Source organism: Stenotrophomonas sp. YJH_SMC_138 (assembly GCF_059369855.1).
The window spans coordinates 148,890-161,837 of the sequence record NZ_JCAFTB010000007.1 but is presented as its reverse complement, the minus strand read 5'-3'; the positions used below and the strand labels follow the sequence as shown (position 1 = coordinate 161,837).

The window sequence follows — 12,948 nt, the reverse complement described above, 5'->3', positions numbered from 1 at the left end:
ACCTGGGCGCGACGCTTCGACCATGCAGGTAACGGATGATGGGGCAGGTGGGCTGATGTCGAGTGTGGGACCGGTGCCGATGCCGGTGGTGTTGATCCTGATGTGCGTGCTGCTGGCCATGGCGGTAGCACGCCTGTGGCCGCGTCGGAAAGACGGGATGGCAGTGCCTTCCGCGGCCAGCCTGGTTCTGGACATGTTGCTGATCGGCCTGCTGTGCGGACGCATCAGCTTCGTCGCCTTGAACTTCGCGCTTTACCGTGAGGCCCCGTGGAGCATCCTGCAGATCGCCGACGGTGGGTATCACCTTGCAGTCGTGCTGGCTGCGGGCCTGGCGTGGGGCACCTGGCGGCTGCGGCTCTGGCGCGCGTTGCGTGCGCCGGTGCTGGCGGGCGCACTGGTGGGCGTGGTGTCGTGGGTGGTGGGCAGCCACCTGCTGTCAGCCTGGCAGGAGCAGCGGATGCCGCTGCCGGCGGTGCAGGTGGCCGATCTGCAGGGGCGCGTGATCGACCTGCAGCAGTTCCGGGGCAAGCCACTGGTGCTGAATCTCTGGGCCAGCTGGTGTGGGCCCTGCCGGCGCGAGATGCCGGTGCTGGCATCCGCACAGCAGACCCACACCGACGTGCAGTTCGTGTTCCTCAACCAGGGGGAAACCCTGGACGAAGTGAAGGGTTTCATTGCATCCGAACAGCTCCGGCTGGGCAATGTGCTGCTGGACGATACCGCCTCGGCGTCAACCGTGCTGGGTGTGCAGGCCTATCCGTCGACGCTGTTCTTCGACGCCGAAGGTCGCCTGCGTGAACTGCACCTTGGCGAACTGACGGCGGCGGGTCTTGAACACAAACTGCGCCGGCTGCGGTAGCCTGCGCGGGCATCTCATTACGGAGTTCCCATGTTGTCGACTTCCCTGCGCATCGCTCCGGCGGTGCTGTTGCTGCCGGTCATGCTGGCATTGGCCGCCTGCAGCCAGGCCCAGACCCCGCCGGGCAAGACGGCGGCAGCGCCGGCCGCCGGCGCTCCGGCCACCGCGGCCAAGGGTGACCGTCCCGCAGTGCTGAAAGGCATCGAGAAGCACGGCTTCGAAGTCGTTGCCGAGTTTGATGCACCGGGTGGCCTGCGTGGCTTCGCCGGCGTGGTGGGGGGGCAGCAGCCCGCCGCCGCGTACGTGACCGCCGACGGCAAGCATGTGCTGGTGGGCAGCCTGTTCGATGCCGAAGGCAACGATGTGGCCGCCGAGGCGGTGGAGAAGCTGGTCGCTGCACCGATGTCGGCCAAGATGTGGACCAAGCTGGAAGCCAGCGCCTGGGTGCGTGACGGCAAGGCCGATGCACCGCGTGTGGTCTATACCTTCAGCGATGCCAACTGCCCGTACTGCCACAAGTTCTGGGAAGCGGCGCGTCCGTGGGTTGACGCCGGCAAGGTGCAGTTGCGCCACATCATGGTTGGCGTGATCCGCGAGGACAGCCCGGCCAAGGCCGCCGCCATCCTCGCGGCGCGTGATCCGAGCGCGGCGCTGCTGGAGAATGAGCACCAGTTCGACCGTGGCGGCATCAAGGCGCTACCGAGCATCAGCCGCGAGATCGCAGGCAAGCTTGATGCCAACCAGGTCCTGATGATCGAGATGGGCTTCCAGGGCACGCCGGGCATCCTGTTCCAGGATGCACAAGGGCAGGTGCAGCGTCGCGCGGGCCTGCCGCAGGGCGCCGACCTGCAGACGGTGCTGGGTCCGCGCTGATCGCCGCCAACGTCGTGATGTAACCGACAGGCCCGCATGGCAGCATGCGGGCCTGTTGCATTTCGGCGCTCCTGCGGCGGGCGGAGAGGGCAGCAGGGCTGCGCGGCAGCTGTTCGTCGTCACATCTGAATCGTGACTGACATCAAGCATCGCGCCTTGATTCCAATCAAGGTCAAAAACGACAGGCGGATTAGCCTGTTGACGCATGGAATACAGCGTCAACGCGCCATGGATGCCGCGCCAGACATGCCTTGAACCAGGGCGGTCGACACAGCCATTCACGACACTCTCACTCCCCGATTGTTACCCAGACCGCTGCGGTCGCCACCTCTCTGGCAGCGCGGCCTTGATGGGCTCGACACCGGTGCGGGCAGGGCAGTGTCATCGTCCTGTTGCCTGCCGGATGCAGGCTGGCCGGTGTCGTCAACGCAGTATCCGCATTTCCAGCAACGGCGACGCGAGGCCAGGGCACTGTGCGCCTGTATCCGGCCAGCGCGCTGCGAATGTTTGTCCAGGGAGGATGCAATGCGCTTGGCGGTACTGAGTCTGGCCTGTTCGACCGCACTGGCGATCGCGCCAGCGTATGCGCAGCAGCATGGCCAGGAAGATGCGCAGGCGTTGCGGCAGGAAATCGCTGCCATGCGCCAGGCATTGGAAGGCATGCAGCAGCGCCTGGATCGGCTTGAGCAGCGCGAGGGCTCAGCGCCTGCCGCCGTGGCGCAGGCCCCGACCCCGGCAGCAACGGCGGGCGGCAGCGCCAGCATGCTGCACCCGACCCAGGTGCCGGGCGTGGCGCAACCGGTGCTGCCGCAGCGCGAATCGGTGGCCGATCCCTCAACGGCGGCGTCGCGTCCCGACAGTGCAGCCGGTCCGACCGACCCCGATCTGAAAGGCTTCTTCGCCATTCCAGGCACCGATACGGTGATCCGCATCGGCGGCTACGCCAAGCTCGATGCGATTGCCGATTCGCGTGCGGCCGGTGACGAAGATCAGTTCATTCCGTCGTCGATGCCGGTGGGTGGCAGCCATCGCGATGTCTCCAACTTCAACATCCACGCCAAGCAGACCCGCTTCAGCTTCGAGGCGCGGCGCCCGACCACGCACGGCAACCTCCGTTTCTACCTGGAGAACGATTTCTTCGGCAGCAGTGAGGGGTATGAGTTCCGCCTGCGACACGCCTATGGGCAGCTTGGCAACACCTATGCCGGCTATGGCTACTCCAGCTTCATGGACCCGGACAGCCTGCCGGACACACTGGATTTCGCAGGGCCTGGCGGTGCCGGATACCTGCTGGTGGCGGGCATCCACCACAGCTTTGCGATAGGCAAGGGCAACACCCTGACCGTCGCCGCTGAAGACCCGAAGACTGAACTCGCCGGCGCCAGCGATGCTCGCACGGCAGTCAACCGCCTGCCCGATGTGACCGTGGCCGCGCGCCTGGAGCGCGACTGGGGCCACCTGCAGTTGGGCGCGGTGGCACGCAGCCTGGCCTACGACGGCGATGGCGAGCGCGACCGGCGCATGGCCGGTGGCCTGCAGCTGAGCGGCTCGGCGTCAGTGGGCGAGCGCGACCTGCTGCTGTTCGGCGTACTCGGCGGGCGCGGCCTCAGTCGCTACACCGCCGACCTTACCGGCTCCGGACTGGACGCGGTGGTCGGTGCCGATGGCCGCCTCGCCGCGTTGGACCTGCACGGCGGTTTCGTCGGCTACACCCATTACTGGTCCGCGCTGTGGCGCTCCAACCTGATCTTTGGCCAGCTGACCCTGGAGCGCAACGCCGCACTCGCCGCTGATGCATTCCGGCAGAGCCGCTACGGCGTGTTCAACATGATCTGGAGCCCGGCGCCGTCCTGGACGATGGGCATGGAGCTGCTGTACGGCCGGCTGGAACAGCAGGGCGGCGCACGCGGCGACACGGTCCGGGTGCAGGGCAGCCTGCAATACAACTTCATCAAATAGACGCCAGCGGTCGTACGCCAGCGTAACCGTCCCCACGCCCGGTGCTGCCGGGCTCATGCCAGTACCGGAGATCGTCATGGCAGAAGCAAAGAAAATCGGGGTGGTCGGAGCCACCTTCCTCGTCGCCGGCAACATGATGGGCTCAGGCGTGTTCCTGTTGCCGTCCAGCCTGGCCAAGATCGGTACCGCCTCGATCTGGGGCTGGCTGATCACCACCGCCGGTGCGCTGCTGCTGGCCTTCGTGTTCGCCAAGCTGGGCAAGCTCGCACCCAAGGCGGGCGGTCCCTATGCCTACGCGCGCGACTGGTTCGGGCCGTACATGGGCTTCCAGACCAACACCATCTACTGGTTCGCCAACTGGATCGGCAACGTCGCCATTCCGATCGCGGCGGTGGGCTATTTCAGCTATTTCTTCCCGATCCTGTCCGAGCCGCTGGTGCGTTGCATCGCGGTGCTGGTGCTGGTGTGGGCACTGAGCTTTGCCAACGTGATCGGTCCGGCCTTCGTCAGCCGCGTGCAGACGGTCACCACCAGCTTTGCGTTGGTGCCGATCCTGGGCATCGCCATTTTCGGCTGGTTCTTCTTCGATGCCGACATCTTCAAGGGCGCCTACAACGTGTCTGGCGAGTCGAACTTCGGTGCGATCTCGAGCGCTGCGGCACTGACCCTGTGGGCCTTCATCGGCGTCGAGTCTGCATCGGTGACTGCCGGTGTGGTCGAAAATCCGGAGAAGAACGTCGCCCGCGCGACGCTGGCCGGCGTGTTCCTGGCTGCCATCGCCTACATCGCCAGTTCATCGGTGATCATGGGCATGGTGCCGAACGCGGAACTGCAGGTGTCCGACGCACCGTTCGCGCTGGCGGCGGCCAAGGCGGTCGGTGGCTGGGGCGGCGCGCTGGTCAGCCTGTGCGCCTTCATCGGTGCCGCCGGCTCGCTGGGTGGCTGGATCCTGCTGACCGCGCAGAGTGCCAAGGCAGCGTCGGATGACGGCCTGTTCCCGAGCATCTTCAGCAAGACCAACAAGGACGACGTGCCGGTCAAGGGCGTGCTGATCGTGGCGGTGCTGATGACCCTGGCGGTGCTGGTGACCTCCACCTCGGAAACCGCGTCGGCCCAGTTCGACGTGATCACGTCGGCGGCCGTGGTGCTGACCCTGCTGCCCTACATCTACTCGTGCGTGGCGTGCTACTTCGTGGTCGAGCGTTCGCACACCCTGGTCCACACCGGTGCGTTCTGGACGCTGACCAGCCTGACCGTCGTGTACTGCCTGTGGGCGATCTACGGCTCGTCGGGGACCATCGTGCAGTACGCCTTCCTGTTCGTGCTGTTCATCACCGTGTTCTATCCCTTCTTCAGCGAGGAGCGCCGCCAGCAGCGGCAGCGCGCCCGCGAGGCCTCGGCGATCAGCGCCGGCGCCCGGCATTCCTGAGTTCGACAAGGAGAATCAACGTGTACTTCAAGTCCCTGGACTACCCGGTCATTGTCATCGACAACGACTACGAGTCGCCGCGCATCGGTGGCATCCTGATCCGTGCGCTGGTGGAAGAGCTGCGCAGCAACGACCAGCGCGTGCTGTGCGGGCTGAACCTGGATGACGCCCGGGCCGGTGCCCGCACCTACGTGGCGGCCTCGGCGGTGCTGATCTCGATCGATGGCAGCGAAGAGGTGGATGGCGAGTTCCAGCGCCTGACCGCCTTCCTGCGCGAGCAGAGCGCACGCCGTGCCAATCTGCCGGTGTTCCTGTACGGCGAGCGCCGCACCATCGAGAAGGTGCCGAGCAAGCTGCTCAAGTACATCCACGGTTTCATCTTCCTGTTCGAAGACACCAAGAGCTTCATCTCGCGGCAGGTGATGCGCGCGGCCGAAGACTACATGAAGAACCTGCTGCCGCCATTCTTCAAGGCGCTGATCCATCATGCGGCCGAGTCGAACTATTCCTGGCATACGCCGGGCCATGCCGGCGGCGTGGCATTCACCAAGTCGCCGGTCGGCCGCGCATTCCATCAGTTCTATGGCGAGAACACCCTGCGCAGCGATCTGTCGATCTCGGTGCCGGAGCTGGGCTCGCTGCTCGATCACACCGGCCCGATCAAGGATGCCGAGAACGAGGCGGCACGCAACTTCGGTGCCGACCACACCTTCTTCGTCACCAATGGCACCTCCACCGCCAACAAGATCGTCTGGCATGGCACGGTGGCCCGCGGCGACGTGGTGTTCGTTGACCGCAACTGCCACAAGTCGCTGCTGCACGCGCTGATCATGACGGGTGCGGTGCCGGTGTACTTCACGCCCAGCCGCAATGCGCACGGGATCATCGGCCCGATCAGCCTGGACCAGTTCACGCCGGAGTCGCTGCAGCAGCGCATCGCCGCCAATCCGCTGGCCAGCCAGGCCTACAAGGCCGGCTCCAAGCCGCGCATCGCGGTGGTCACCAACTCGACCTATGACGGCCTGTGCTACAACGCCGAGAAGATCGCCGACGAGATCGGCAGCGCAGTTGATTTCCTGCATTTCGACGAAGCCTGGTACGCCTACGCCGCGTTCCACCCGTTCTACGAGAACCACTACGGCATGGCCAAGGGCAAGCCGCGTGAGCAGGATGCGATCATTTTCACCACGCATTCCACCCACAAGCTGCTGGCTGCGTTCTCGCAGGCGTCGATGATCCACGTCCGCAACTCGGCGCAACGCAACCTTGATGCCGAGCGCTTCAATGAGTCGTTCATGATGCACACCTCGACCAGCCCGCACTACGGCGTGATTGCCGCCTGTGACGTGGCCTCGAAGATGATGGAAGGCGATGCCGGGCGCTCGCTGGTGCAGGAAATGCATGACGAGGCAATTGCCTTCCGCCGCGCGATGCTGCACGTCCGCGATGATCTCGATCGCGACGACTGGTGGTTCAGCGTGTGGCAGCCAACCCAGGTCGAGCGCAGCCTGGACAAGGGCGATACGCCGGCACCGCTGGTGGCCAAGCGCGAGGAGTGGTACCTGCGGCCGGACGCGCACTGGCACGGCTTCGAGAACCTGGTTGACGACTATGTGTTGATCGATCCGATCAAGGTGACCCTGCTGACCCCGGGCCTGGCAATGGACGGCAGCATGGGCAGGCTGGGCATCCCGGCGGCGGTGCTGAGCAAGTTCCTGTGGGGCCGCGGCATCACCGTGGAAAAGACCAACCTGTACTCGGTGCTGTTCCTGTTCTCGATGGGCATCACCAAGGGCAAGTGGAGCACCCTGGTCACCGAGCTGATGGCGTTCAAGGAACTGTACGACCGCAATGCGCCGCTGAGCCAGGCACTGCCGACGCTGGCCGCCGATTATCCGAATGCCTACGCCGGCTGGGGCCTGCGTGACCTGTGCGACGCGCTGCATGCGTTCAACCAGGAATTTGCCGTGGCCAAGGTGATGCGCGAGATGTACGTGGACCTGCCGACGCCGGTGATGACCCCGGCCGATGCCTACAACCACCTGGTCAAGGGCGAGATCGAGCGGGTCGACATCGAGCAGATCAGTGGCCGCATCGCGGCGACCATGCTGGTGCCGTACCCGCCGGGCATCCCGACCATCATGCCGGGCGAGCGCTTCGGCGACAGCGACGAGCCGATCATCCAGTCGCTGCGCATCGCCCGCGAGCAGAACGCCCGTTTCCCGGGCTTCGAATCGGACGTGCACGGGCTCATCATCGAGCAGGAGGGTGATGCGGTCTCGTACAAGGTGGAGGTGCTGAAGGCCTGACCCGTAACGGTCGGCTCATCGGCGAACGATGGATACCGCGCGCGAGCAACGCATCCTGACGTTCTCGATCGGTGTCACCCTTGCGGTGAGCGCGGTCGGCTTCGGCGGTGGCCTGCTGGTGGGATCGCAGGCCATCCTGTTCGACGGCGTGTACAGCCTGGTCGACGTCGCCCTGACCCTGGTGTCGTTGTCGGTGCTGCGGCTGGTGGCGCGGGAACAAAGCCCGCGCTTTCAGTACGGCTACTGGCACCTGGAGCCGATGGTCGAAGCGCTGGGTGGTGTGATCCTGTCGCTGGCCTGCGTGTATGCGCTGGCCAACGCGGTGATCGGCCTGACCACGGGCGGGCACGAAGTGAAATTCGGGCCCGCGCTGTGGTGGGCGGCGCTGCTGAGTGCCAGCAACCTGGCGATGGCGGCGTTCGTTGCGCAGCGGGCGCGGCATCTGCGCTCGGCGCTGTTATGGCTGGATGTGCGTGGCTGGCTGCTGGGTGGGTTGATGAGCCTGGCAGTGGTGCTGGCCTTCGTGTTGGCGCTGGTCCTGCACGGTGGTGAGTGGCACCATTGGGTGCCGTACCTGGATTCGATCGTGCTGGCATTGATCAGCCTGGCGATGCTGCCGGTGCCAGCGCGCAGCGCGTGGAAGGCCATGCGCGAAGTGCTGCAGGTGGCGCCGGATGATCTGGACCGGCGCGTGCAGCAGGTGATGCAGGCGTTCGTGGCCGAGCGTGGCTATGCCGGTTTCACCAGCCATGTGGCGAAGATGGGGCGGATGCGCTTCATCGAGATCCATGTATTGGCTGACCCGATCACGCCGCTGGGGTCGGTAGGCGAAGTCGATGCGATGCGCGATGAGATCGCGGTGCGGCTGGATGCGCGGGGCAGTACTTTCTGGTTGACCATCGATTTCACCGCAGACCCGGCGTGGACGTGAGCCGTGAACGGTAGAGCCGAGCCCATGCTCGGCTGCCATTCGCGCTGAGCAGCCGAGCGTGGGCTCGGCTCTACACGTGGGCACGATCGTTGCGCATGGCAGACCGGACTGTTGCAGCGGATCTGTTTGACCTCAACTCTGGTTGAGGTCGCAGACTGCTTCACATTCCCCATGAGGCATGCGGCATGAACCTGCTGACCACCCCGGACCTGGGCCACGGCCTGCTGGAACTGTTCAATCCTGCGGGGCTTTACGACCCCTCGGCCAACGGCTACTCGCACGTGGCGGTGGTGCGCCTTCCCGCCCGGGTGATCCATATCGCCGGGCAGGGCGGTGAGGATGCCGATGGTCATCTCTCCCCCGGCTTCGGGGAACAGGTCGAGCAGGCACTGGACAACCTGCAGATCGCATTGCGTTCGGCGCAGGCCAGCCTGGCCGATGTCGCACGGTTGCGCATCCTGGTGGTCGACCACGACGAGGACCGGCTGGGCATCATCGCCCGGCAGGTACGGCGGCGTTGGCCGAACGGCGCAGCGCCGACCTGCACCCTGATTCCTGTGCCACGGCTGGCGCTGGACGGCATGCTGTTCGAGATCGAGGCGGAGGCCTACGCCGCCTAGCGCAGGTAGTACTCCACCGGCACCACCAGTTCCTGCGGTGCCTTCATTTCCATGGGAATGGGCGGCAGCGGCTGCGCGCGGCGGAACGTCTGCAGTGCGGCGTCGTCGAGCATCGGTTGGCCGCTGGACTGCTCCAGCCGCAGGGCCTGCAGGCGTCCCTCGCGATCGATGCTGGCCCTGACCCAGGCCGTCCCCTGCTGCCGGCGCGAGCGCGCGACGGCGGGGTAGTAGCGATAACGCTCCAGGCGCGCCATCAGGCGGGCTTCCCACTGGTCGCTGGCGGCGCCGGCCTGGAAGTCCGCCGGTGGTGCGTCGGGAGCGGGCGGCGCGGCCGTGATCGATGCCGGTGCGGGACTTGCATCGGTCACGGCCGCAGGCGGGGCGACCGGCAGGGCTTGCCGGCCAGGGCCACCGAGCTCGCTGGCGGCCACCTCGCCCTCGCGCGCGGCGGTGGGCTTTGGCGGAGGGGGCGACTTCGCCGGTTGCGACGCGCGCGCCTGCTGCGCCTGGCTGGGGGTGTCGGCCAGGCGCTCTTCGACCGGCTGGGGAGGCGTAGCTGGTGCCAGCAGGCGCAGGCTGATGCGCACATCCTGCTCAGGCGGCGGCAGCAACGGTGGCGCGGCCATCCAGTGCACCAACAGCAGCAAGGGCAACAGGTGCAGGCCGATGCTGATGGCAATCGCCTGCCAGTGTTGGCCGCGTTCACTCATCGCCCGGCACCCACAGCAGATCGGCGTCGGCCGCATCGACGCCTTCGTCGGGTGACGCAAGCGCGATCACCAGTGCCGGTACCTCCGATGGCAGGTAGCCCGGCACGCCGGTGCCGCGCAGTACATGCCAGCGGCCGGCCACCAGCAGCGCGGGTGCAGGGGCTGCGGTCAGTGCCTGTGCCATGCGGGTGTCGCGGGCCTGTTGCACGGCCAGCATCCCTTCCAGCATCGGTGCGGCGTCTGCGTGCTGGGCCAGCACCACGGCCGACAGGCGTTGCCGGGCGGTGGGCATCGGAAACCGCACCGACGTGTTGGAGGCAAGCAACGCATCGACCTCGGCACGCGACAGGTTGCCGCCGAGCAGGGGGATGCCGGCGGCGGTGGCGTCCTGTACCAGCCCGCCATAGGTGGCCCACGGCCAGCGTGTATCCCAGCCCAGCAGCGCCTGCAGGCGCGCACCATCGGCATGGTTGCCCTTGGCCAGCCAGCGCTGCACCCGCTGCAGGCGCGGTTGGCGTTCACTGGCGATCATCTCCATCACCAGCGCGCCTTGTGGACGCTGCCGTTGCAGCGCGTGCAGCAGCCAGCGCTGGGCGGCGTGGTCACCGGCCAGGTCGTGGCGTTCGCCCAGCAGCAGCCGCGGGGCGTTCGCTGCACGCTTCACGAACGCGGCTTCGTCCAGGCGCTGCCCGCTGGCCAGGTCGATCACCGTGCCGGGCATAGGCTGCGCGCTGGCCGTTGCGGCCAGTGCGAGCAGGCACAGCGGCAGCCAGCGGCGGCTAGAACGCCACATTGACGCCCATCGAGACGGTGCGGCCACGGCCGTTGCCGCGGTCCAGGATCGGGCTGAAGATGCTGTCGATCGAGGCATTGTTGTCATAGGCCTTGTTCTGCAGGTTTTCGATGTTCAGCCACAGCGTGGTGTTGGGCTGGGGCTTGAAGCTGGCGTAGAAGTCGAGCAGTACACCGGTACCGCCGGTCCTGCGGGTCTGGAAGAAGTCGTAGCCTTCTTCGGTGGGCCCGGAGTATTCGGCGCGCAGGCCGGCCTGCACGCGCTGCTGCCACCAGCGGCCGCCGACATCCAACGTCCAGAAGCGGTCGGGCAGGGCGGTGATGTCTTCCAGGTTGACGAATTCGATGGCAGGCGCACTGGTGCGCGAGCGGGTCCAGCTCAGCGTGGCGTGGTAGTGCGCGCTGGCGTAGTGCGCTTCCAGCTCGATACCGCGCATGCGCACCACGCCGGGGTGGTTCATCCAGCGCGTGGTGGTGCTGAAGTCGTCCACGTCCAGCGCATCGGTCCAGGCAGTGAGCTGCTGATCGCTGTCGATCGGTACCACGAAAGGCCCCACCTCCGGCGGGTGCACGATCAGCAGGTACTGCGGCTTGATGTAGTCGCGGATGCGGTTGTCGAAGCGGGTGACGCGCAGCTGCGCCAGGTCACCGTCGGTCAGCAGCGAGGAGGCGCTGAGGTTGGCGCCGAACTGCAGGTTGCGCGAGCGCTCTCGGCGCAGGAACGGGTTGGCACCCACGCCATCGGCATCGCTCATGCCTTCCAGCGGGATCTTCTCGAAGAACATCTCCTGCACGCGCGGCGGGCGGGAAGTACGCGAGGCTTCGGCGAACAGTTGCAGCCAGTCGGTGGCCTGCCACGAGACCGTCAGGCTGGGGCTGAGTGCGCGCTGGGTACGGCGCACGTCGATGCCGCCGCCGTTGATCTCGGCGCACTGGCCAGGCACATCCGAGCACACCGGGACGTGGCCGCGGATGCCATAGCGATCCTGGCGCAGGCCTGCAGTCAGCGCGTAGATGTCGTACTGCAGTTCCAGCGTGCTGAACACGCTGTCCAGCTGGCTGCGGCCCTGGGGGTTGGCGCCGCGCAGGATGGGGGTGTCGGCCACGTAGACGTCCGACTGGTGCTTGATGCCGGTGTTCCAGCGTGCCTGCAGTGCACCGATGTCGAAGCGGCTGGTGTTGTCGAGCGTCCAGCTGCTCAGGCTGCTGTGGGTGCGGCGACCGATGTAGCTGGAATCCTCCACGGGCGGATAGAACAGCCGGGTCTTGTTGCCGGCGAAGGTCGCGCGCAGGTCGATCCACGGCGTGTAGGGCGTGTAGTGGTAGCTGGCGCGCTGGTTGCGTGCGGAAATCTGCCACGGGTAGTTGTGGTAGAAGTCGTTTTCGTAGCGCATGTGGCTCAGGTCCAGCCGATGCTGGTCACTGGGCTGCAGGCGTGCTTTCAACAGCCAGCTGCTGGGCTGCTGGCTGCCGGGGTCGGCATTGTTCTTCTGCCCGCGTGCCGTGGCGTACTCGCCGCTGCGACTGCTGCTGGCAGCGGCCAGCAGGCCGAACTGGCGGTCACCGCCGTCCTCGCTGTGGCGCCATGCGCCGGCGAAGGTGCGGCCGCTGCCATAGCCGTTGTTGCCATGGCGATAGCCCGCACGCAGGCCCCAGTCACGGCCTTCGCCGAGCAGGTCGTCGATGTCCAGCGTGCGGAAATTGGCACTGCCGGCCAGCGTGCCGGCACCATCACCACCGGCGACCGCACCGCGTTGCACGTCCACACCGGCCAGCAGGAACGGGTCGACGTAGGCGAACGGACCACCGGAGCCATGGCCCGCGTTGTTGCGGAAGGTCTGGGTGACACCATCGATCATGGTGTTGACCCGCCCGGCGCCGGTCATGCCGCGGATGTTGACCTGCAGGCCGGGCTGGCTGCGCGAGTGGAAACTGTGGGTGCCGGGCATCGAACGCAGCAGGCTGTTGCCGTCCTGGCGTTCGGCCATCGCCACGCGCTCGCTGCCGACGGCGGGCGCAAAGCCATCGCGGGCCGCCGGGACATACTGGCTGGCGCCTGCACCGGGGGAATGGCCGTGTGCGATATCGCCCTGTACGCGCAGCGGGCCGGTTCGACGGCTGCCATCGGAGGGGGCGGCCGGCGCCGGTTCCAGGGTGGCGCGGCGCGCGTCGATGAAACGGGGGCGCAGGCCGCTACCGGCCAGCAGGCGCGACAGGGCCTGCGCGTCGTCGAACCGTCCGCGTAGTGCCGGCGCCGTCTGGCCGCCTGGCAATGCCGCGCCGATCACCAGATCGACACCGGTCAGCCGGCTGTAGGCATCCAGCGCGCTGGCCAGCGGTTGCGCAGGAAGATCGAAGTGACGGGAGGCGGCCTGCGCGTGTGCGCTGGCAGGTAACAACGGAAGCGGACTGGCGCAGGCCAGTGACAGGGCGAGGACAAGGGGACGGTGAAACAGCATCGGGAGC

At 66.8% G+C, this 12,948-nt stretch carries 10 protein-coding genes; 7 read left to right on the top strand and 3 right to left on the bottom strand.

Features of this window, described 5'->3' with window-relative positions; genetic code table 11:
• Positions 1 to 55: 55 nt before the first annotated feature.
• The 7 genes from AC5P7I_RS15630 (at position 56) to AC5P7I_RS15600 (ending at position 8,980) form a co-directional block, all read left to right on the top strand.
• Positions 56 to 859 (top strand): redoxin family protein, encoded by an 804-nt coding sequence (locus AC5P7I_RS15630; RefSeq protein WP_032957295.1) that lies wholly within the window; start codon positions 56 to 58, stop codon positions 857 to 859.
• A gap of 30 nt (positions 860 to 889) precedes the next feature.
• Entirely contained in the window at positions 890 to 1,732 is an 843-nt protein-coding gene (gene dsbG, locus AC5P7I_RS15625) for a thiol:disulfide interchange protein DsbG (protein ID WP_032957294.1), read from the top strand.
• Between the two features lie 525 nt (positions 1,733 to 2,257).
• Complete coding sequence (locus AC5P7I_RS15620; protein WP_032957291.1) at positions 2,258 to 3,691, top strand: DcaP family trimeric outer membrane transporter; 1,434 nt, start codon at positions 2,258 to 2,260, stop codon at positions 3,689 to 3,691.
• Positions 3,692 to 3,767: 76 nt separating this feature from the next.
• A complete protein-coding gene (gene adiC, locus AC5P7I_RS15615) occupies positions 3,768 to 5,120 on the top strand; it encodes an arginine/agmatine antiporter (protein ID WP_021204506.1) in 1,353 nt (450 codons plus the stop codon).
• 20 nt (positions 5,121 to 5,140) lie between these two features.
• Positions 5,141 to 7,429 (top strand): Orn/Lys/Arg family decarboxylase, encoded by a 2,289-nt coding sequence (locus AC5P7I_RS15610; RefSeq protein WP_262088239.1) that lies wholly within the window; start codon positions 5,141 to 5,143, stop codon positions 7,427 to 7,429.
• Between the two features lie 28 nt (positions 7,430 to 7,457).
• A complete protein-coding gene (locus AC5P7I_RS15605; protein WP_032957286.1) occupies positions 7,458 to 8,360 on the top strand; it encodes a cation diffusion facilitator family transporter in 903 nt (300 codons plus the stop codon).
• A 185-nt stretch (positions 8,361 to 8,545) separates the two neighbouring features.
• Positions 8,546 to 8,980, top strand: coding sequence for a RidA family protein (locus AC5P7I_RS15600; RefSeq protein ID WP_049406192.1), 435 nt, complete (start codon positions 8,546 to 8,548; stop codon positions 8,978 to 8,980).
• Here the strand turns inward: AC5P7I_RS15600 and AC5P7I_RS15595 are convergent.
• From AC5P7I_RS15595 to AC5P7I_RS15585, 3 genes are read right to left on the bottom strand one after another with little or no spacing between them, the layout of a single operon-like run.
• The gene (locus tag AC5P7I_RS15595) at positions 8,977 to 9,690 is read right to left on the bottom strand and encodes an energy transducer TonB family protein (protein WP_046431238.1); all 714 of its coding nucleotides are present in this window, start codon (positions 9,688 to 9,690) and stop codon (positions 8,977 to 8,979) included. The two genes, AC5P7I_RS15600 and AC5P7I_RS15595, sit on opposite strands and share 4 nt — an antisense overlap.
• Positions 9,683 to 10,483, bottom strand: a complete 801-nt coding sequence (locus AC5P7I_RS15590) for a ChaN family lipoprotein (RefSeq protein ID WP_262088238.1) — start codon at positions 10,481 to 10,483, stop codon at positions 9,683 to 9,685. Before AC5P7I_RS15590 ends, AC5P7I_RS15595 begins: the two co-directional genes overlap by 8 nt.
• A complete protein-coding gene (locus AC5P7I_RS15585) occupies positions 10,470 to 12,941 on the bottom strand; it encodes a TonB-dependent receptor (RefSeq protein WP_262088237.1) in 2,472 nt (823 codons plus the stop codon). The genes AC5P7I_RS15590 and AC5P7I_RS15585 overlap by 14 nt, the downstream gene beginning before the upstream one ends.
• Positions 12,942 to 12,948 lie beyond the last annotated feature (7 nt).

What these genes read in the sequence shown, in the direction of transcription:
- AC5P7I_RS15630 (WP_032957295.1), top strand. Translation starts at nt 56, where the DNA reads ATGTCGAGTGTGGGACCGGTGCCGATGCCGGTGGTGTTGATCCTGATG.
- dsbG (WP_032957294.1), top strand. Translation starts at nt 890, where the DNA reads ATGTTGTCGACTTCCCTGCGCATCGCTCCGGCGGTGCTGTTGCTGCCG.
- AC5P7I_RS15620 (WP_032957291.1), top strand. Translation starts at nt 2,258, where the DNA reads ATGCGCTTGGCGGTACTGAGTCTGGCCTGTTCGACCGCACTGGCGATC.
- adiC (WP_021204506.1), top strand. Translation starts at nt 3,768, where the DNA reads ATGGCAGAAGCAAAGAAAATCGGGGTGGTCGGAGCCACCTTCCTCGTC.
- AC5P7I_RS15605 (WP_032957286.1), top strand. Translation starts at nt 7,458, where the DNA reads ATGGATACCGCGCGCGAGCAACGCATCCTGACGTTCTCGATCGGTGTC.
- AC5P7I_RS15600 (WP_049406192.1), top strand. Translation starts at nt 8,546, where the DNA reads ATGAACCTGCTGACCACCCCGGACCTGGGCCACGGCCTGCTGGAACTG.
- AC5P7I_RS15595 (WP_046431238.1), bottom strand. Translation starts at nt 9,690, where the DNA reads ATGAGTGAACGCGGCCAACACTGGCAGGCGATTGCCATCAGCATCGGC.
- AC5P7I_RS15590 (WP_262088238.1), bottom strand. Translation starts at nt 10,483, where the DNA reads ATGTGGCGTTCTAGCCGCCGCTGGCTGCCGCTGTGCCTGCTCGCACTG.
- AC5P7I_RS15585 (WP_262088237.1), bottom strand. Translation starts at nt 12,941, where the DNA reads ATGCTGTTTCACCGTCCCCTTGTCCTCGCCCTGTCACTGGCCTGCGCC.